This is a genomic window from Aliiglaciecola sp. SL4 (genome assembly GCF_041538045.1).
GTDB lineage: Bacteria > Pseudomonadota > Gammaproteobacteria > Enterobacterales > Alteromonadaceae > Aliiglaciecola.
On record NZ_JBGOSE010000002.1, the window covers coordinates 21,615 to 40,029 of the forward strand.

Below are 18,415 nucleotides of genomic sequence, written 5' to 3' on the forward strand. Positions count from 1 at the left end.
CAAAGATAAAAAGAGTCACTATGAACAACTTAATTCAACAATTACCGAAAACGGAATTGCACCTTCACATTGAGGGCACCTTAGAGCCCGATTTATTACTTGAGTTAAGTAAAAAACACCATGTTGACTTACCCTATAAAAGTATTGACGAAATCCATGCCGCTTATAACTTTGAGGATCTGCAAAGCTTTTTAGACCTGTATTATTTAGGTGCGTCTGTTTTGGTTGATGAAGACGATTTTTATCAGTTAATGTGGCGTTACTTACTCAAGTGCAAAGAACAAAATATTGTGCATACGGAAATGATGTTCGATCCGCAAACCCATACGGACAGGGGAATTCCCTTCGCAACCTTTATGCCGGGTTTTGTTAGGGCGATGGACGATGCTGCCCAACAATGGGGGCAATCTAGTTTGTTAATTATGTCTTTTTTGCGTCATTTAACAGAACAAGAAGCCATCGATACGTTAGCGGCAGCTAAACCCTATTTGCAGCACATTGAAGCCGTGGGATTAGACAGCTCTGAGCTGGGTAATCCTCCTGAAAAATTTGTTAGGGTGTTTGAACAAGCCAAGTCTCTAGCGTTATCGTGTGTTGCTCATGCGGGAGAAGAAGGTCCAGCGGATTATATTTGGCAAGCCTTAAAATTGTTAAAGGTCGATAGAGTCGATCATGGGGTCAGATGTGTGGATGATCCTAAATTGTTACAAACACTGGCTGAAACACAAATGCCGTTAACTGTGTGTCCGTTGTCGAATACAAAACTATGCGTATTCGATGATATGAAAGAGCATAATATCCTCGACCTTTTGGCCAAGGATATTTTAGTTACAGTGAATTCAGATGATCCTAGCTATTTTGGCGGCTATCTAAATGAAAATTTTGAAGCCTTGCAGCAGGCCCTCAATTTGAATCAACAACAATTAATAAAGTTGGTCAAAAACGGCTTCACTGGCAGTTTTCTGAGTGAACAGCAAAAAGCCCACTGGTTAGGGAAAATAGATAAGCTAGTTTAGCTTGCTAAGCTTATCTATCTGAAGTCAGTTATTTATAACTTTCTATCATTATGCTCTGACTATCGTTTGCTGTGAACTGGTTAACCCTAATGTTCGCGAGTTAAACCTTGAATCAATTCCTGATGCTGAGGAAAGGCTTCCATTAATGCCTGCCTATTTGCCAACTCCATGTCGGTGTATTCAAAGCCTGGCGCTACCGCTTCACCAATCAGACCATAGCCATTTTTGCCTTCTTGGGAAATTGTAGAGGCTTTCCAAACTCCACCTTTTACAACAAATTGATATTCATGCCCGGCCAGTACATCTGGGCCTAACACTTTGGTTTCCAAAGTACCGTCAGGGTGAATGAGATAATAGGTTATTGGATCACCAGCATGGAAATAATGCATGATATCTGAGGTATTACGATGGAAGTGGCCTATGGGACTATCTGCGCTTAACAAATAGTATATTGAGGTCATTGTTACTCTAGAGCCCTTAGGCGTATTGACAGAAAGTTGACTGTCAGCTTTAAAGGTTTGTTTGAAGTAACCTCCCTCCACATGGGGCTCTAAGTTTAAGGTGTCCACCAATTGCTTAATTGTTGGGTTTTGCTCTGTCATATTGATTTCCTGATGACTTTGACTCGAACAAGCACTCAAGATTAAGACTAAAAAGCTTGCAGTGAGATGATATATTGATAACTTCATTGATATGCGGTTTAGTAGACTAATTAGGTAAGTCACTATATCAAGGAGTGCAAGAATGACGCAAATAGCGCAAACCCCTAAGCCACCATATTACGCTGTTATTTTTACTTCTGTTGCTAGCAAAATAGATGATAACTATGCTGAAACCGCAAACAGGATGCTTGAATTAGCTCAGCAAATAGATGGTTACTTAGGCATAGAGTCGGCACGACAGGATCTTGGTATTACGGTTTCCTACTGGCGAGACCTTGAATCAATTAAGGTGTGGAAAAATCAACAACAACATTTAGTTGCCCAGCAACTAGGTAAACAAAAGTGGTACCAAGCTTATTCAGTAAGAATAGCCAAAGTAGAGAGAGACTATGAATTCTAATCAACTCAAAACCCATAAAGCCCTTATTAACCCTAGGCAATTACAAGAGTTATTAACCCAAGGGGCAGTACAAGTTTTGTATACTGTTGTGGACTTTCCGGTGAATTACGTCAGTAAACAAACTGAAAGTTGTTATTTACCTAATTCACTATTTTTCGATTTCGACAATGTCTTTGTTGATAAAAATACGGGTCTTCCTCACTCACTGCCTTCACCAAGTCTCTTTGCTAAAGAAATGTCTAACTTGGGGATCAGCAATGATACTACGTTGGTTATTTATGATGACCAAGGCAGTTTTAGTGCACCAAGGGTTTGGTGGATGTTGAAAACCATGGGACACCAAAAAGTGTTGGTACTAGATGGTGGTCTGCAAGCTTGGATCGATAACGGATTTGCGGTTGAATCTGAGTTAGTTAAAAATACCGAAAAATCCCAATATAAGGTCAAGTATACCCCAGAGTTATTGGTGGATAAAAACCAGCTTTTAGAAAATTTGCATAACCCTAATTGTGTTGTAATAGATGCGCGAAGTGCAGCTAGGTTTCATGGCACTGAAGCTGAACCTAGAAAAGGGGTGAGAAGCGGGCATATACCGGGTTCACAAAATTTACATTATGCGCAGGTGCTAAATAACGGTAAATTCATCGATACCGCTGCTATCGAACAGCTTTTTAAACCGTTTGTGGCTAGCCACAATAGTGTAGCTCCCCAGCTCCAGTTCTCTTGTGGTTCTGGTGTAACCGCATGTATTTTGGCCTTGGCGGCTTATCAAATTGGGGTTGAAAACTGGGCTGTGTATGATGGCTCTTGGAGTGAGTGGGGGGCTGATGCCACATGTCCCATTGAATAATTTTGTGTAATTTGCGGTGAAATTAGTGCGCTCTAGGCCACAAGCTCGCTACTTTCACCATATTGCTTTGCTAATTGCTCCACATAAGATTTTAATACCAATAGGCTATCTCTAACGTCTTCGAAGTTAACGGACTCCGCAGGGTTATGACTAATTCCTTTAGCACATCTTACAAACAACATTCCTGTAGGACACAGATCAGCCATTGCCATTGCGTCATGCCCAGCACCTGAACTCAATACAAAAGGTTTGATGTTGTTTATTTCGCAAGCCGTTTCGAGTTGTGCCATGATCTCAGGGTGGCAAAGTGTCGCATCGGCTTCGTGAGTTAAATGTTCAGCCACTTTAAGCCCACGCATTTGTGCAATATGCGCCAGTTTTTGTTTGATCTGTTCGATGCACTGGTCACGTTTATCATTATCTAAGCTACGTACATCTAAACTAATAGTGACGTTACCACTTATGACGTTTACAGCATTTGTTTGCGATTGAATCTGGCCAACAGTGGCTACAACTTCATGCTCAATGGCAGCTTGTTCAATAGCTAAAATCATTTCAGCTGCCCCAGCTATAGCATCTTGACGTAATGCCATAGGGACAGTCCCGGCGTGTCCAGCGTGACCTTCAATATCAATTTTATAACGCTTGGCACCGGCTATTCCGCTAACAATTCCCACCGGTAAATGCTGACTTTCTAAAACAGGACCTTGTTCAATGTGAACTTCAACAAACCCCATTATGTTACTTTCTGCTCTACTGGCATTATGGATATTATTGATGTTTAGCCCAAACTCTCTGAGTGCGGCGGCAACGGTTACTTCATTTTTATCTAACAAACCTGCCCAACGGTCTAACCAAGTGCCTGCCACGGCTCTACTGCCTAATAAGGTGGTTCCGAAACGAGTGCCTTCTTCATCCGCAAAACCTACGATCTCAAGATTAAACGGTAAATCGATGGATTTATCTGCGAACCATTGCATTAACCCTAAGGGTAAAAGTACCCCTAAAATTCCATCGTATTTACCACTATTGGGAACGGTATCTAAATGACTACCAATTACTAAGGTTTCAGCATTTTCGTAAGGGCTTTGATAACATCCCCATTGATTACCAGCTTCATCTTGCCATGTGCGCATCTTGGCTTGTTCCATCCAAGACGCCACTAATTTATTCGCGAGTTTATGTTCATTTGTCAAATAGCGACGATCTATGTAATCGGGGTTTTGGCTGATCATCGCTAATTCATCACAGCGTTGGAGGACATTTTGAACATAGGAAGTAAACATTTTAGTTCTCCTGTTTTGCGTAAACATCAAAGGCCATATCAGTGGCTAAGCCAGACTGCAACTGGTGGCCAGCGCGTCTCAATGTGTTTTCAAGTGCTTGTAATGTGTGTAAAACCGTGTCTTTTCTGGCGTTATAGCCCATGGTTCCGATTCGCCATATTTTTCCGTGTAGGGGGCCAAATGAAGTGCCAATTTCGATATTGTATTGGTGTAACAATTGTTCTCTAATCTGTTCACCATTAACATTGTCAGGAATATAAACTCCCACAACATTATTCATTTTATGTTTTAAATCGCCAAAGGGTCTTAAGTTCAAGCCCTTAACACCGGCAAGCATGGCATCACCATGTAACTTGTGTCGCTGAATACTGTTTTCCACACCTTCGTCTAATAGTTGCCGGGCACATTCACGGGCTGCGTACAACATAGACGTTGCTTCAGTATGATGATTTAGACGTTCTTCACCCCAATAATCTAAAATCATTGGAATATCGAAATAATTTGAGCGTATACGCAAGCCTAAACCATCAGCGTGCTGTTCACTGCGAATACCCGCTTCAACATGCTGTCTTTGTCTTACCCGTTGAACGTATTTTTCACTCAACGTAATTGGTGCGCTGCCTGAGGGACCACCAAGACACTTTTGTAAACCCACTGAAACTGCATCTAATTTCCATTCATCGGTTTTAAACGGGTTACCGCCAATTGAAGCTGTGGCATCGCTGTAAAATAAAACATCGTATTTTTCGCAGATATCGCCAATACTTTCTAACGGCTGGAGCATGGTGGTAGACGTATCTCCTTGCACCAAAGCCAATACTTTCGGACGAACCTTTTTAATTGCATCTTCAATTTGCTCTGGCTGGAAGACTTCACCCCAGGGGGCTTCTATGGTGTGAACTTTAGCTCCAGCCCGTTCACTTATTTCCGCCAACAAGTGCCCGAACCGGCCAAATACAGGCACAAGTACGTCGTCACCTGGCTCAATACAGGAAACTAAAACTGCTTCAATGCCTGCTCTGGATGTGCCATCGATTAACAATGTTGCGTCATTTTCAGTGTTAAACACACCTCGATATAATGACATGACTTCATTCATGTAACCGGTCATAACGGGATCATATTGGCCAACTAACTGAGTTGACATAGCATTGAGAACCCGCGGATAACAATTTATTGGACCTGGCCCCATCAAAAGGCGAGGTGGAGGACTAAGTAAAGACATGATTCTCCTTAAAGTAGAACTTGAATAAGCATTCGGCCACCTGTTATTAACAGGGCAACAGCGAACACTCTTTTTAATAAATTACCATCAAGTTTAGCGCCAAGTGTGGCACCGACTGGGGCAAACAGTACGGTAAGAGGGACAATACAAATAAAGCCCACTAAGTTAACCAATCCATACGTGAAAATTGGAGCATCTATAGGTGTTTGACCTAAAATCAACATGGTAAGGGCACCTGGTAAAGAAATGATCAGACCAATGGCTGCAGCTGTTCCTACGGCTTTATGGGCCGGGTAGTTGAACGCGGTTAAAATAGGCACTGATAAAGTACCACCGCCAATGCCTACCATAGAACTAAGCATGCCGATGATACTGGCTATAATACTCTGACCTGGGCGTCTAGGTAGCTGATTAAAAATAGGCGGTTTAGACGCTCTAAACAGCATATTTAATGCCGCCAACGTGGCGATAATGGCAAACATTAAGGTTAACCAGTATCCATTAACGATAGTCACCAAGAAGCTGCCAATAAGTACGCCTAATAAAACAAAGATCCACCAAAATTTTAATAATTCGAAATCCACATTGCCTTTCTTGCGATGGGAGCGTATCGAACTAATGGATGTAGGGACAATGGTTGCCAATGACGTGGCAGTGGCAATTAACATAGCTGAACTTGGTTCTACACCAAAGTGTTGAAACAAAAAATACAATACGGGAACGATGACAATACCACCACCCACACCGAGTAAACCGGCTAAAATACCCGCAAACACACCTGTCGCCATTAGCGCCAATATGGTTGGGTAATTTTCGATAATTAAATCCATATACTATTACTTCTCTTTTTTAGTAAGGGAATGCTTTGCCGTCGCTACGTGGATCCGTAGCTGCCCTGACTTGGCCATCTGGTTTACGTACTATCATGCCTGCGTGGCCCATCATTTCATTATTAGGGGGAACAATGGCAATATCATGTCCTTTAGCCTGCAAGGACTCGAGGATCTGGCTATCAATGTCAGCTTCGATTTTTAAGTTGTGAGATTGATCACCCCAAGTGCGGCCTAACAACCAACGAGGAGATTTAATGGCTTCGTCCAGGGGGAGATTTTGGAAAACATGTCGACTAAAAATAGCCCCCTGAGTTTGTGGTTGCCCTTCGCCACCCATAGTGCCGTAACTTATGCGTCGCCCATCGTTGAGTTCTGCGAATGCTGGGTTCAAGGTATGAAAAGGTTTTAATCCTGGCTGTAAATATTGGTTTGAATCGGCATCTAAGCTAAATGATGTGCCGCGATTATTCCAAACAATACCCGTTGAATCTGAGACTACACCGCTACCAAATTCCCAGTATAAACTCTGAATATAGCTCACCATTCTGCCTGAGCTATCACAAGCTCCCATCCAAACCGTATCACCTAATTTTGCTTCGTTAGGCCAACCTAACGCTTTATCAGCGCTGATTTTTGCGGCAAGGGCATCGACGATAGAATCATCAAGCATGTCTTCTAAAGGGCGCTCTAATCGACTTTCATCGGAGACAAATTGATTACGTATTAAGAACGCTTGTTTGGTACATTCCACTAATAAATGAGGATATTCATGTTCACCAGAAGCTAAATGTTTTACTTTGTCGAACAATGCCAAGATCAATAAAGACGCAACACCTTGAGTGGGCGCACCAAGGTTATATAGTTTACCAGCGGAAATGTCGATACTCAGAGGCTTAACTATCTTTGCTTGATAGTCTGCAAAATCATTTTCACGTAGTGGTGAACCCGCTGCCGTTAAGTCAGCCGCTAAATTTTTACCGATTTCACCACGGTAAAAATCCTCTAAGCCTTTCTCAGCGAGTTGCGATAAGGTTTTTGCCAACTTCGGCAATTTAACAATTTTGCCTTTTTTAAGGGCTTTTCCTTTGATCAAAAACTGATCAAAAGGAGGGCTATCATGTAATTCATCGAAAGTTTTAAAACTGGCATCGGTTAAACTTTGGGTAACTTCTAATCCCCATTCGGCTTGACCAATAGCGGTAGATAATAATTCGTTTAACGGTTTATTTGCCTGCCACTGTTGGCTAATTTCTAACGCTTTTTGCCAGCCCGATACTGCTCCGGCCATGGTTAAGGCGGCTTTTCCTCCTCGAGAGGGGATTGCCGATAGATCCTGATAAAATTCTGATGTGGCAAGATTAGCAGCGCAACCGCTAGCATCAATCCCCACAGGCGCTTTACCTGGCTCACTAATAATCCAGAAGCCATCTCCCCCTAAACCATTCATATGGGGATAAACCACAGCGATAGAGGCTGCCGCAGCAACCATCGCCTCTATGGCAGTGCCACCAGTGTCTAATATATGCTGACCGGCTTGTGCTGCGGCGTAATGGGGAGCAGTAAAACCTGTAGTGGTAGAAGTATGTTCTATATTTTGTACTTTGTGTTTCATTAAGCAGTTCCCATAAGTTTTTGGCCTAAACGTAATAACGATAAATCGCTATTTTTAGGACCCAAAATCGATAAACCATAGGCTGTATTATGCTGTTTAAATAGCGGCATATGTAGTTGTGGACAACCTGTTAAACCGGCAATACAGGTAAATTGCATTAGTTTTTTTCTATATTCTGCAATTTCTGATGCGGAGGTATCAATTCTTGGCGCTGGACCAGGAGTTGTCGGTAAAAGTAAATATTGGTCTTGTGTTAAAAGTGCAGAAACCTTATTTTTCAATGCTTGCTGCTGTTCAATGGCGACTAATTCGTCATCTTTAGTCAGGGTTTCACACCATTCAAAGCGTTGTCGAATATCATCTGCAAACGTAGGTTGTGAATTTGTTATCCACTCACCATGAGTTTGCCAGATTTCTCGTCCTTGTAATACTCTAAATGCATTGGCTGCTTTTTCAACATCTTCTGCATTGATTGCATGGCTTTTCGACACGCCAACTGGAAAAGTTGTTTTTAGCCATTGCTCAATTTCAACCTTATGTTGAGCTGACTCAATGAGATCTGTTAGCGCTACAGGTGTATTAAAGGGTGTGTCTTCTGTTTGTTGATTGGCTATCAAACACTTAGCAACTTCGAGGGCATCTTCAATTGTTCTTGTGATCCAGCCTGGTGTATCAAATGAAGGGGCAAGGGGCACCACATTTTTTAATGAGATTAAACCATGGGTAGGTCTAAATCCGATCAAATTATTATAACTGGCTGGAACACGAATAGAACCACCGGTATCTGTACCCAGACCAATCCGTGCTAAATTGCGCCCGACTGCTACAACCGTTCCGCTTGAAGAGCCACCACTGATTCGATCTTTGTCCAAACAGTTTATTAAAGCAGGGTAATGAATGTTTTGACCATTTAGGCTGTAGGCTAATTCATCAGTAATGGTTTTGCCTACAAATTCAGCACCTGCATCAAGTAGGCGAGCGACCGTCTCCGATGTTTGTGTTGCAATCGGATGTGTTGCTGCCCAATCAGGGTTTCCAGCAGTTGTGACCATCCCGTCAATATCAAACAAATCTTTAACAGCCAGAGTCCAACCTTTTAAGGGCTGAGATTTCGCGTGGTTAGTTGTTTTGTTTATATCTAATTTAACGGGTAGTACGAATGGCGAGTGAAATGAGAAGTTCATGAAACCAATCTTAATTAAACATGACCCTATGAAACAACTGTTTCACCAATTAGTCAAGAGAAACAAATCGGTAAATGCGAGTTTTATTCTAATTCATCTAATTGATTGAACAATTTTGATATTGCATCGATACGATTCTGTTTAGCGTATATTTCAGAATTAAGGATTTGATTACAGATCACCGAAATCACACTCATAGGAGCAGAATAACTGTCTAAAGGTAGTTCTTGTCCAAGTTGACATATAAACAATTGGTTTACTTTTTCTTTGTATATTTGTGCCGAAGGGTCGGCCATTAATACAAGTTGTTCTTTAGGAATTAGCTCAATTAGTTTTTCTACAATTTTAGGGCGTCGACGAAAGGCAATAATAATCACCAATTCATCGTTGGATATATCCTCTATTTCTTCACCCAATGTTTGACCGGGTAGGGGGAGTAACCTGACTTTACCGCGAATTTGTAGAAGTTGCTGTCGAAAATGCATTGCCACGGGATAACTATTTCGAAAACCGATTAAGGTAATTCTAGAAGCCTGCGTGATTGACTCAACTAATTGGTTTATATCTTCCGACTTAACATTATCCCAAGTTTGTTTTATTCGGTCTAATTCCTGAGTAATATAATCATTGTTTTTATGGGCTGCGCCTAAAGGTACACCAGCATTGCGAGCATTACGCATTTGCTCCTTCACTTGCTGCAGGTTGTCATAGCCTAGTTGGCGAAAGAATCGGCTAACGGTTGCTTTTGACGTTAGGGTGATTTGGGCAATCTCAGCAACTGATAACGTTAAAACGTCGGTGGGATTTTGTTGCAGATAATTTGCAATTTTACGCCCATTGGGAGACAGCTGCTGGTAAGATTGAGAGATCAGTTTTACAAATTTAGATTTTGGCAAACCATTTTCCACGATAATGAGTAAATCCAGAGCTAGTGTAACTAAAAGCGCGTCATCTACAAAGTTTAAACGTTTCATAAATAAGGAATTAACGACAAATCATGATTGAAAGCTTCTCGAAATCTTGCAAAGTGGTGGTATTAACTGGTGCCGGAATTTCTGCGGAATCGGGTTTGAAAACCTTTAGAGATAACGATGGTTTATGGGAAAAGCACCGGGTAGAAGATGTGGCTACACCTGAAGCTTTTGCTCGTAATCCTGAATTAGTTTATCGTTTTTATAATCAACGTAGAGCGCAGCTACAGTCCCCAGAAATAGCCCCTAATAAAGGGCATTTAGCGTTAGCTAAATTAGAAGAATATTTGCAGGACAACTTTCTTTTGATCACACAAAATGTTGATGATTTACATGAGCGAGCTGGTTCAAAGCGACTTTTACATATGCATGGTGACTTGCTCAGTTACCGTTGTTTAGGTAGTCAAAAAGTGAACAAGACAACAGATTCCTATGATCAAAATAGCCAATGCGAATGTTGTCAAAAACCTAATATGGTCCGTCCAAATATCGTTTGGTTTGGTGAGATGCCGTTGTATATGGACGAAATTTCTCAAGCCTTAAGCAGTGCAGATCTATTTATTTCTGTAGGAACCTCAGGAAACGTATATCCTGCAGCCGGTTTTGTTGAGCAGGCCAGTTTTCATGGAGCCCATTGTGTAGAGCTAAATTTAGAACCCAGTAACGGTTTTAGCGCTTTTTCTGAAAGTTATTATGGGCCAGCCACAGAAGTGATTCCCAATTATATTGAGTCGTTAATAAAATAATGAATTTACCTGATTTTAGTCCTTATTGGTTAGAATTTGCCGCAATCGCTACATTACATTTTTTCGCAGTTGCCAGCCCTGGTCCCGATTTTGCAGTGGTTTTAAAACAAAGTATCAGCAGTGGTAGGCGTTCAGCTATGTTTACCAGTGTAGGCGTTGGAGTGGGGATTCTAATTCACGTGGCCTATTCATTGTTAGGCATCGGCATCTTAATTAAAACCAAACCTTGGTTATTTCAAGGTTTTGCTTATGTCGCTGCAGCGTACTTGTTATATTTGGGGTGGGGGGCGATCCGCAGTAAACCTATTTCTCTTGAAAATAGTGTATCATTAGAAGCTGAATCAGCAAAAAAGCAACTTACATCCGATAAAAAGTCATTTCTAATTGGTTTAATGACGAATGGATTGAATCCTAAAGCAACTTTGTTTTTTTTGACTGTATTTGCTGTAGCCGTATCTCCGCACACACCAATGCTAATTAAAGTTAGCTATGGTATTTATTTAGCCTTTGCCACTGGTGTTTGGTTTTGTTTTTTATCCTACCTAATGAGTGGAACGAAAATTCGATCATCGTTGCAGAAAAATGGTCATATATTTGATCGATTCATGGGAGTGATACTAATAGTGCTGGCCGTAAACCTAGTTTTTTCCACTTAAATTAATTAAAGAATTATTGATGTTTAAACCTAATGAAAAAAGCCATTCGGAGCTGATTAAGCAAAACCTTAATGGCGGATATAACTTTGATTTGAAAAGTATATTAGCCAAGGGCTTCGAAAATACTATGGGTAGTATTTTAGTCTTTCTACAAATGCTGTTGGTTGTGTTTGTACTAAGCATGGTGATTGCGCTTATATACATTAAATATAATGGAATTCAATCCATGGAGCAGTTTACTCAGGGCCATTTGATGACCTTGGACTTAATAATTCAACTGCTTTTAGCGCCAATGACTGCCGCTTTAATGTTGCAAGGAGCGAAGTCTCATTTGAAAGAATTAGCATCTGTTAGGTTTTTATTTTCCAAACTAGGCCAAGCACTTCCTATTTGTTTAGTGACCGCATTTATTTTAATTGTAACCAAAGCAGGTATGGCGCTTTTTATTTTGCCAGGCTTATATTTAATGATAGTAACCAGTTTTGCGGTCCTTTTGGTCGCGGATAAAAACCTCACGCCAATCGCCGCATTGATACTTTCCATTAAAATGGTTAATCGTTACTTATTTCCATTCACTGTTTTATACGCAGTATTTTTAGTGTTGTTAGTGCTTTCAATTCTTTCGTTTGGGATTGGTTTAATACTATTTTTACCCTTCTATTATAATATTAATGGTTTGCTGTATTGTGAACTTTTTGGATATGGCAGCAGTAGCAATAACTTTAACTACCAGAGCCAACAAAATGGGTCTGACGGAGACACTACATTTGATGCGTAACCTCGACTTCCCAACACCCAGACGTATTCTCTATCTATTGGTGATCTGGGTGTTTGGCGCAGTAGTATTAAGTTATCCTTTTCTGTTCCCACCAAAGAAGTTAGATCCTTTTGATGAGCAAAATATTGCACCATATACTGAACAGAAAATGCCTAATTTCTCTGAAATTTTTCCAGTGGTGGTTAGGAAAAAAGCATTTTTTAACTACTTACTGCCGGCAATACGCCATCACAATAGGGTTATTATTGAAAAACGAACATTTCTAAAAGAAATTAAAAGTGTGATTGAACAAAATCAGCCTTTAAATACTCTGCAACAAACAAGGTTAGATTCATTGATCACGGAATACCGTGTTGATCCTAAACAAGAGTTATCAGAAATAGTAAGTTGTTTATTGCGTAAAGTTGATGTGATACCCGCTGAATTAGTGCTTATGCAGGCCGCCAATGAGTCGGCTTGGGGGACCTCAAGATTTGCCAAGCAAGGTTTTAACTTCTTCGGTCTTTGGTGCTTTCGAGAGGGCTGTGGCTTCGTTCCTAAACGTCGTAATGAAGGGGCGGTTCATGAAGTGGCTAAATTTACCAGTTTAGAGTATGCTGTAAGTACATATTTTCGAAATATTAACCGTCACCAGGCTTACGCTCAGTTGCGCGACATACGAGCCAAATTACGTAACAGTAATCAACAAATTACCGCTGAAAAGTTAGCAAAAGGCTTGAAAAATTACTCCGAACGCGGTGACGAGTACATTAAAGAGCTCATACAAATGATACGTTTTAATAGGAAGTTTTTACCCGCATGAAATTTTTAAGCTTTATTTTTATTTTGGTTACTTTTTGTAGTTCTGCTTTGGCTGATACGCTGTCTGTTGAGTATTCTAGCTTTTATAGCCATCTTAAAAAAATCGATAATGAAGAGACGCCCGCATTACAATTCGCATTTGGTTTTAAAAATGTTAGAAACGGTGGCTTGTGCCAAATTCAAAGTGCGAATATCGTCACTCAAAAAGTAACCCTTCCGGTTACCATTACCCCAGAATATCGTTTTTTATTACCGACCGAAAAAGCCTTAAAACAAGCTAAAGCTGTAGTAGAACTTGAACTGGGTGAAAATAGTAATCAGTGTGACATGTCAGTGCAATTGGAAACAAAACCCAGTTATTTGCAAACCCAATACACTCATCAAGAATTACAAGATTTGTATCAACAGTACGCTATATTTTTCGACGATATGGGAAGTTTTCTTTCATTCCTAATGCCTCCAGTTAGCGGGTTACAGTTTTATTTCGATAACATTGATAGAGACTCGATACCGGATGCATTATACGTAGATGAACATCATGTTGTAGTCAGTGAGGATTGGTTAGAGCAGGGCGCTCAGGTGAGCTTTTCTGAGGCCCCGTACAGAATTACAGCAATAACAAAGTAAACTTAAAAACTTAGTCCAGACGTAATTGATATTTAATTTGCGCTGCGACTCGTTTCACACTCTGGCGTCCCTCTTCAATTAGCTCAGCGGCACGATGGAACTCCATGATGCCGAAGTCTCTTAGTTGAGGTTCGATGAGGATATCCGGTGGATCTCCGGCTAAACGAGAACGCGTTACTCTTGCTTGAAGAATATCAAGAGAGTTCGACATTACGCCTAACATGCTAGGGGTGTTGTCGGTTAATTTCATTTTGCTAGTTGTGAACTCTGTTTCTATATTTTCTGGTTTTTCCTTATCAATTTCTAACGAAGGGGAAACTTCTTCATTTTCCAATTCGTCATTTTCATGCAAAGACATATTCTCTAAATCTTCTAAGGACTCAAGATCCTCTTCATCAATTTCGCTGTCTTTTTTAAATCTACCACTAAAAATACGTTGCATAAACGAGTGACTTTTATTGAAAAAATCATTGGTTCGCTTCTGATTATTTTCATGTTCCAACTGATATTGAGCTTGAATTTCAGGTCTAAAATCGGCACTTAAATTGACCGCAAAAACGAAATCAGCTCCAAGTTGACGGCATAAGTTTACTGGTACAGGATTTACCACAGCACCATCCACTAACCATCTTCCTTTAAAAGCAATTGGCGGAAAAAGAGCGGGTATTGCACAGGATGCTCTCACCGCTTCGGCTAATGGGCCTTGGGTAAAAGAAACCTCTTTACCACTATAGAGATCGGTGGCTACTACACCTAATGGTTTGGATAATTGTTCAAACTCTCGTTCACAAAAATTCTCTTCAAGGGCTTTAAATACTTTTATACCACTGGCAAGTCCGCCTTTACGAAAGCCAACCCCCATAAGCCCAAGTACTTGCCACTCAGATAAAGAACTAGCCCATTGTGCAAGAGGTTCTAATTTATTACTCGCATAAGCGGCACCAACGTAAGCACCTATTGAACAACCTGCCACTACATCTACTTCAATACCAAGCTCTTCTAAGGCTTGAATAATTCCGATATGCGCCCAGCCTCGAGCGGCTCCGCTTCCTAACGCTAATCCAATTTTCATCTATTGAAGTGATCCTTAACTTATATTGATAATATTTACGGTGTCATCATTACTAATGGATGGCGACGAAAAGTCTTCTTGATCAAATCCAATATCACCGTTTTCAAACGGTGTTTGTTGTGTTTCTAAAGTTTTAAAGTCGAAAAATTGATTGTCAGCAAGATGGGAAGGAACCACATTTTGCATCGCTTTAAACATACTCTCTATTCTACCCGGAAAACGCTGATTCCAATCTGTTAGCATGTTTTTAATCACCTTACGTTGCAAGTTCTCTTGAGAGCCACACAAATTGCAGGGAATAATCGGAAATTCAAGTAGTTCGGAATACTGGGTTATTTCTTTTTCAGAGCAATAGGCTAATGGTCGTATAACCATTTGTTTACCATCATCGCTGACGAGTTTTGGAGGCATAGATTTTAAGCGTCCCCCATGAAACATGTTCAGAAATAAGGTTTCGAGCATGTCATCGCGGTGATGTCCCAAAGCGATTTTTGTCGCCCCCAAACGTATTGCCGTTTTATACAGTATTCCTCTACGTAACCTTGAACAAAGGGAACAAGTGGTTTTGCCCTCTGGAATTTTATCTTTGACGATGGAATAGGTATCTTCGGTGACAATTTCATAAGGTACTTGTAAATTTTCTAAGTATCTTGGAAGTACATCCGCGGGGAAGCCAGGTTGTTTTTGATCTAAATTAACCGCAATAATTTCAAACTTTATAGGGGCAATTCTTTTTAGAAACATCAAAATATCGAGCATAGTGTAACTGTCTTTACCGCCAGACAGGCAAACCATCACTTTATCGCCATCCTCGATCATGTTGAAATCGGCGATTGCTTTACCTACATTTCGTCTTAAGCGCTTTTGAAGTTTATTGAAACTGTATTTTTTACTCTCAGACAGAGACTCGATCTTACTCATTATATTCCTAGAAAACATTGCAATCAGCGCAGATTATACCTGTCCTCATAAAGGACATAAACACTCTAATTTCAAATGTTTTAGGTAAAGTTCTGCTCTGATATTGCTAATGTATTACTAGTGCTTGAGTGGACACTCAAAACCTTCAGGTTTTATGGCTAAAACATCACAATTGAGAGAGTCGATCGTGTGTTCAGCGGTATTACCAATAAGAGCTGCGGTAATCCCTGTTCGACCTACAGTTCCAATCACTACTAACTCTGCATCTATGGTTTTAGCAACTGATGGGATCACATCTTCAGGTAAACCTTCACTTAGATGCTGGTTTTCTTGAGGTATATTGAATTGTTGTGCATGTTCAAGCATACATTTAGCATGATGCTGCTTGACTGATTCCGTATAACCAACGGGATCAAACTCTGGAATTTCTATGGCAATATTCACCGGTGTCCCAGGGTAAGAGTTAACAAGGTTGACTTTGCCTTCTAATAAATCAGCCATCATCCCTGCAGTTTTCGTAATGGTTCTATTTAAACTATGGTGCTCATCATCTTCGCTACCCACATCTACAGCCGCTAAAATGTTGCCATTGCTTGGCCAGTCATGTTCTTTGACAAGCAATACAGGCACGGGTGATTTTCTTAATATATGCCAATCGGTAGGGGTGAAAATAACCGATTTCAAGGTGTCGTGCTCGTGAGTGCCTTTTACAATTAAGTCATAACTGTGGTCAATCACCTCAAATAAGACACTTTCATAAGGACGATTATGCCAAACTACTTTGATATCTACAGAGGTTGAAGAGTTAGCTGACAAGGGCTCAACGATATTGGCTAGCCAATCAGTTTTATCATCCACCACAGCTTGGCGCATTGTTTCTCGTTCATCTACGGTTAACATAGTGGTCATTTCATACGAGAAATCGTAAATGGAAAGAAAGGCAGTAACACTTGCCCCCGTTTTTTGTGCCAGTAAGAGAGCACGTTTAAACGCTTTCTGATCATCAGTGGTCGGGTCTACAACGGCTAGTATTTTGTTAAATATGGACATTAGTTAACTCCCTTGAAAGGTTTACACTTACAACTTAAGTGTATGGGTAATTTAGCTATTTTGCCAGTTAACCGACTATTTGTTTTGACCTAAATCAACTTAACAGGAAAGGCTTATCCGCAGGCTTTATTCTGCAAAACATGTTCACCGAGTTTAGTTCTAAGGGTGGATAAATCGAGGAGCTGGATAAATTTGCCATCTACTTTTATGATATTTTCTTTTTGAAAACGGGTTAATAAACGGCTCACGGTTTCTACGGTAAGACCTAAATGGTTACCTATTTCGTTGCGCGTCATGGTTAAGTTGAACTCTGTTTCCGAAAAACCACGAGAGTGAAAGCGGTCAGATAAATTAACCAAAAAATGTGCAAGACGTTCCTCTGCGGTACGTTTATTCAATAGCATCATCATACTATGGTCTTGGTTTATTTCCGTGCTCATGATCTTAAGCACTTCTTTACGTAAAGACGGAAGTTGCTCGCTCATAGTATCAAGCTTGTCATAGGGTAACTCACACACCATAGAGGTTTCCATGGCTTGGTTGTAACTTTGGTAACTGTCTGAAAAGAGTCCGTCGAAACCAACAATATCACCAGGAAAATGAAACCCGGTTATCTGTTGTTCTCCATCAGGGGAGGTAATATAGGATTTAAATGAACCTGTTCTTACCGCAAATAAGGAGGTGAATTTCTGCCCTGGAATAGTGAGCTGATCATTTTTATGCAAAGGACGTTTACGCTCGATTATCTCATCCAAACTTTCCATTTCTGTTTGGTTCAGGGCTACGGGGATGCAAAGGTGGTTAAAACTGCAATTTTGGCAGCGAATACTGAACTTGTTCGAATCAGACATTAGATAATTCCACTTAATTCATTCGTTACCAATTATGAATCCCTTGGTAACATAAAATCAAGCCAAATAAACATAATAAAACTGCGACGCTACGTTTTACTAAGGATTGTGTTAACCAACTTCTGATTTGAGTGGCGCTAGCTCCCATTGCTAACATAATAGGCAGTGTGCCTAAACCAAAACAAAACATGGTCAACGCACCTTGTACGGCGCTGCCAGTGGAAACACTCCAGGTTAATGTTGAATATACTAATCCGCAGGGCAGCCAACCCCAAATCACACCATAGGGTACGGCATACATAGGGTGTTTAAAGGGAATAAAACGTTTTGACAACGGACTGATTTTACGCCAAAAAATAGCACCAACTTTTTCGACCTTGGTGAGCAATTTAGACCATTGACCCACATAAAGCCCCAGTAATACCATAAATACCCCACCAAACAGGGTGAGTACTTGTGGGTTGATGAAAGATTGGGTTGTGACAACTTGCCCTAAAAGTCCGGCGATAGCGCCAGCAACACTGTAGGATAAAATACGTCCTGTATTATAAGCGATTAAAAATGGCCATTGTGACTGATTTTTTGGCAAGGCAAAGGTAAATGAGGTAACAATACCGCCGCACATCCCTGCACAATGTACACTACCTGCAAGACCAATTAAAATCGCTGAGAACCAGCTGATATCGTTCATTCTTTATCAGTTTTAGGGGTTTTTTGTGGTGCTTTTTTGTCTACGTCATCATCGAATAAAATGTTGTAACCTTGACGTTCTAAATCTTCAAATTGATTTGACTTAACTGCCCAAAAAAAGATCCCGATAGCTAACAAAACGAGCAGTATAGCGATGGGGATTAATACATAAATAATACTCAAT

Annotated in this window: 21 protein-coding genes; 8 read left to right on the forward strand and 13 right to left on the reverse strand. The window is 40.6% G+C overall.

What is annotated here, in order from left to right:
* Positions 1-20 precede the first annotated feature (20 nt).
* Positions 21-1,016 (forward strand): adenosine deaminase, encoded by a 996-nt coding sequence (locus AB6T38_RS03795; protein ID WP_372546061.1) that lies wholly within the window; start codon positions 21-23, stop codon positions 1,014-1,016.
* 86 nt (positions 1,017-1,102) lie between these two features.
* Here AB6T38_RS03795 and AB6T38_RS03800 read toward each other — a convergent pair whose 3' ends face one another.
* The gene (locus AB6T38_RS03800; protein WP_372546062.1) at positions 1,103-1,618 is read right to left on the reverse strand and encodes a cupin domain-containing protein; all 516 of its coding nucleotides are present in this window, start codon (positions 1,616-1,618) and stop codon (positions 1,103-1,105) included.
* 142 nt (positions 1,619-1,760) lie between these two features.
* On the opposite strand from AB6T38_RS03800, the gene AB6T38_RS03805 reads away from it, so the two are divergent.
* Positions 1,761-2,078: an antibiotic biosynthesis monooxygenase gene (locus AB6T38_RS03805; protein ID WP_372546063.1), complete on the forward strand. Its 318-nt coding sequence runs from the start codon at positions 1,761-1,763 to the stop codon at positions 2,076-2,078.
* Positions 2,068-2,928: a sulfurtransferase gene (locus tag AB6T38_RS03810; protein ID WP_372546064.1), complete on the forward strand. Its 861-nt coding sequence runs from the start codon at positions 2,068-2,070 to the stop codon at positions 2,926-2,928. The genes AB6T38_RS03805 and AB6T38_RS03810 overlap by 11 nt, the downstream gene beginning before the upstream one ends.
* 32 nt (positions 2,929-2,960) lie before the next feature.
* On the opposite strand, the gene AB6T38_RS03815 is transcribed toward AB6T38_RS03810, so the two are convergent.
* From AB6T38_RS03815 to AB6T38_RS03840, 6 genes are all read right to left on the reverse strand, one after another.
* Entirely contained in the window at positions 2,961-4,214 is a 1,254-nt protein-coding gene (locus tag AB6T38_RS03815; protein WP_372546065.1) for an allantoate amidohydrolase, read from the reverse strand.
* 1 nt (position 4,215) lies between these two features.
* Positions 4,216-5,439 carry an alanine--glyoxylate aminotransferase family protein gene (locus AB6T38_RS03820; RefSeq protein ID WP_372546066.1) on the reverse strand — a complete coding sequence of 408 codons (1,224 nt, stop codon included), beginning with the start codon at positions 5,437-5,439 and terminating at the stop codon, positions 4,216-4,218.
* 8 nt (positions 5,440-5,447) lie between these two features.
* Positions 5,448-6,269: a sulfite exporter TauE/SafE family protein gene (locus AB6T38_RS03825; RefSeq protein ID WP_372546067.1), complete on the reverse strand. Its 822-nt coding sequence runs from the start codon at positions 6,267-6,269 to the stop codon at positions 5,448-5,450.
* A gap of 19 nt (positions 6,270-6,288) precedes the next feature.
* On the reverse strand, positions 6,289-7,884 hold the full coding sequence (locus tag AB6T38_RS03830; RefSeq protein ID WP_372546068.1) for a gamma-glutamyltransferase family protein: 1,596 nt from the start codon (positions 7,882-7,884) through the stop codon (positions 6,289-6,291).
* Entirely contained in the window at positions 7,884-9,068 is a 1,185-nt protein-coding gene (locus AB6T38_RS03835; RefSeq protein WP_372546069.1) for an amidase, read from the reverse strand. Before AB6T38_RS03835 ends, AB6T38_RS03830 begins: the two co-directional genes overlap by 1 nt.
* An 83-nt stretch (positions 9,069-9,151) precedes the next feature.
* Positions 9,152-10,042, reverse strand: coding sequence for a MurR/RpiR family transcriptional regulator (locus AB6T38_RS03840; RefSeq protein ID WP_372546070.1), 891 nt, complete (start codon positions 10,040-10,042; stop codon positions 9,152-9,154).
* A 23-nt stretch (positions 10,043-10,065) separates the two neighbouring features.
* Between AB6T38_RS03840 and cobB the strand changes: the two genes are divergently transcribed.
* The 5 genes from cobB to AB6T38_RS03865 are packed head-to-tail and all read left to right on the forward strand — an operon-like array spanning position 10,066 to position 13,647.
* Positions 10,066-10,785, forward strand: a complete 720-nt coding sequence (cobB, locus tag AB6T38_RS03845; protein WP_372546071.1) for a Sir2 family NAD+-dependent deacetylase — start codon at positions 10,066-10,068, stop codon at positions 10,783-10,785.
* The gene (locus AB6T38_RS03850) at positions 10,785-11,441 is read left to right on the forward strand and encodes a LysE family translocator (RefSeq protein WP_372546072.1); all 657 of its coding nucleotides are present in this window, start codon (positions 10,785-10,787) and stop codon (positions 11,439-11,441) included. Before cobB ends, AB6T38_RS03850 begins: the two co-directional genes overlap by 1 nt.
* 19 nt (positions 11,442-11,460) lie before the next feature.
* Positions 11,461-12,219 (forward strand): hypothetical protein, encoded by a 759-nt coding sequence (locus AB6T38_RS03855; RefSeq protein ID WP_372546073.1) that lies wholly within the window; start codon positions 11,461-11,463, stop codon positions 12,217-12,219.
* The gene (locus AB6T38_RS03860) at positions 12,212-13,021 is read left to right on the forward strand and encodes a glucosaminidase domain-containing protein (RefSeq protein WP_372546327.1); all 810 of its coding nucleotides are present in this window, start codon (positions 12,212-12,214) and stop codon (positions 13,019-13,021) included. The genes AB6T38_RS03855 and AB6T38_RS03860 overlap by 8 nt, the downstream gene beginning before the upstream one ends.
* On the forward strand, positions 13,018-13,647 hold the full coding sequence (locus AB6T38_RS03865; RefSeq protein ID WP_372546074.1) for a DUF2987 domain-containing protein: 630 nt from the start codon (positions 13,018-13,020) through the stop codon (positions 13,645-13,647). Before AB6T38_RS03860 ends, AB6T38_RS03865 begins: the two co-directional genes overlap by 4 nt.
* A 10-nt stretch (positions 13,648-13,657) precedes the next feature.
* Here the strand turns inward: AB6T38_RS03865 and AB6T38_RS03870 are convergent, their stop codons facing one another.
* The 6 genes from AB6T38_RS03870 to ccoS form a co-directional block, all read right to left on the reverse strand.
* Positions 13,658-14,719 (reverse strand): patatin-like phospholipase family protein, encoded by a 1,062-nt coding sequence (locus AB6T38_RS03870; RefSeq protein ID WP_372546075.1) that lies wholly within the window; start codon positions 14,717-14,719, stop codon positions 13,658-13,660.
* A 15-nt stretch (positions 14,720-14,734) separates the two neighbouring features.
* Positions 14,735-15,622 (reverse strand): tRNA 2-thiocytidine(32) synthetase TtcA, encoded by an 888-nt coding sequence (gene ttcA / locus AB6T38_RS03875; protein WP_372546328.1) that lies wholly within the window; start codon positions 15,620-15,622, stop codon positions 14,735-14,737.
* 135 nt (positions 15,623-15,757) lie between these two features.
* Positions 15,758-16,690, reverse strand: a complete 933-nt coding sequence (uspE, locus tag AB6T38_RS03880) for a universal stress protein UspE (RefSeq protein WP_372546076.1) — start codon at positions 16,688-16,690, stop codon at positions 15,758-15,760.
* Positions 16,691-16,803: 113 nt separating this feature from the next.
* A complete protein-coding gene (fnr, locus tag AB6T38_RS03885; RefSeq protein WP_372546077.1) occupies positions 16,804-17,541 on the reverse strand; it encodes a fumarate/nitrate reduction transcriptional regulator Fnr in 738 nt (245 codons plus the stop codon).
* 25 nt (positions 17,542-17,566) lie between these two features.
* Positions 17,567-18,232, reverse strand: a complete 666-nt coding sequence (locus AB6T38_RS03890) for a sulfite exporter TauE/SafE family protein (protein WP_372546078.1) — start codon at positions 18,230-18,232, stop codon at positions 17,567-17,569.
* A complete protein-coding gene (ccoS, locus tag AB6T38_RS03895) occupies positions 18,229-18,414 on the reverse strand; it encodes a cbb3-type cytochrome oxidase assembly protein CcoS (protein ID WP_372546079.1) in 186 nt (61 codons plus the stop codon). The genes AB6T38_RS03890 and ccoS overlap by 4 nt, the downstream gene beginning before the upstream one ends.
* Between the last annotated feature and the right edge of the window lies 1 nt (position 18,415).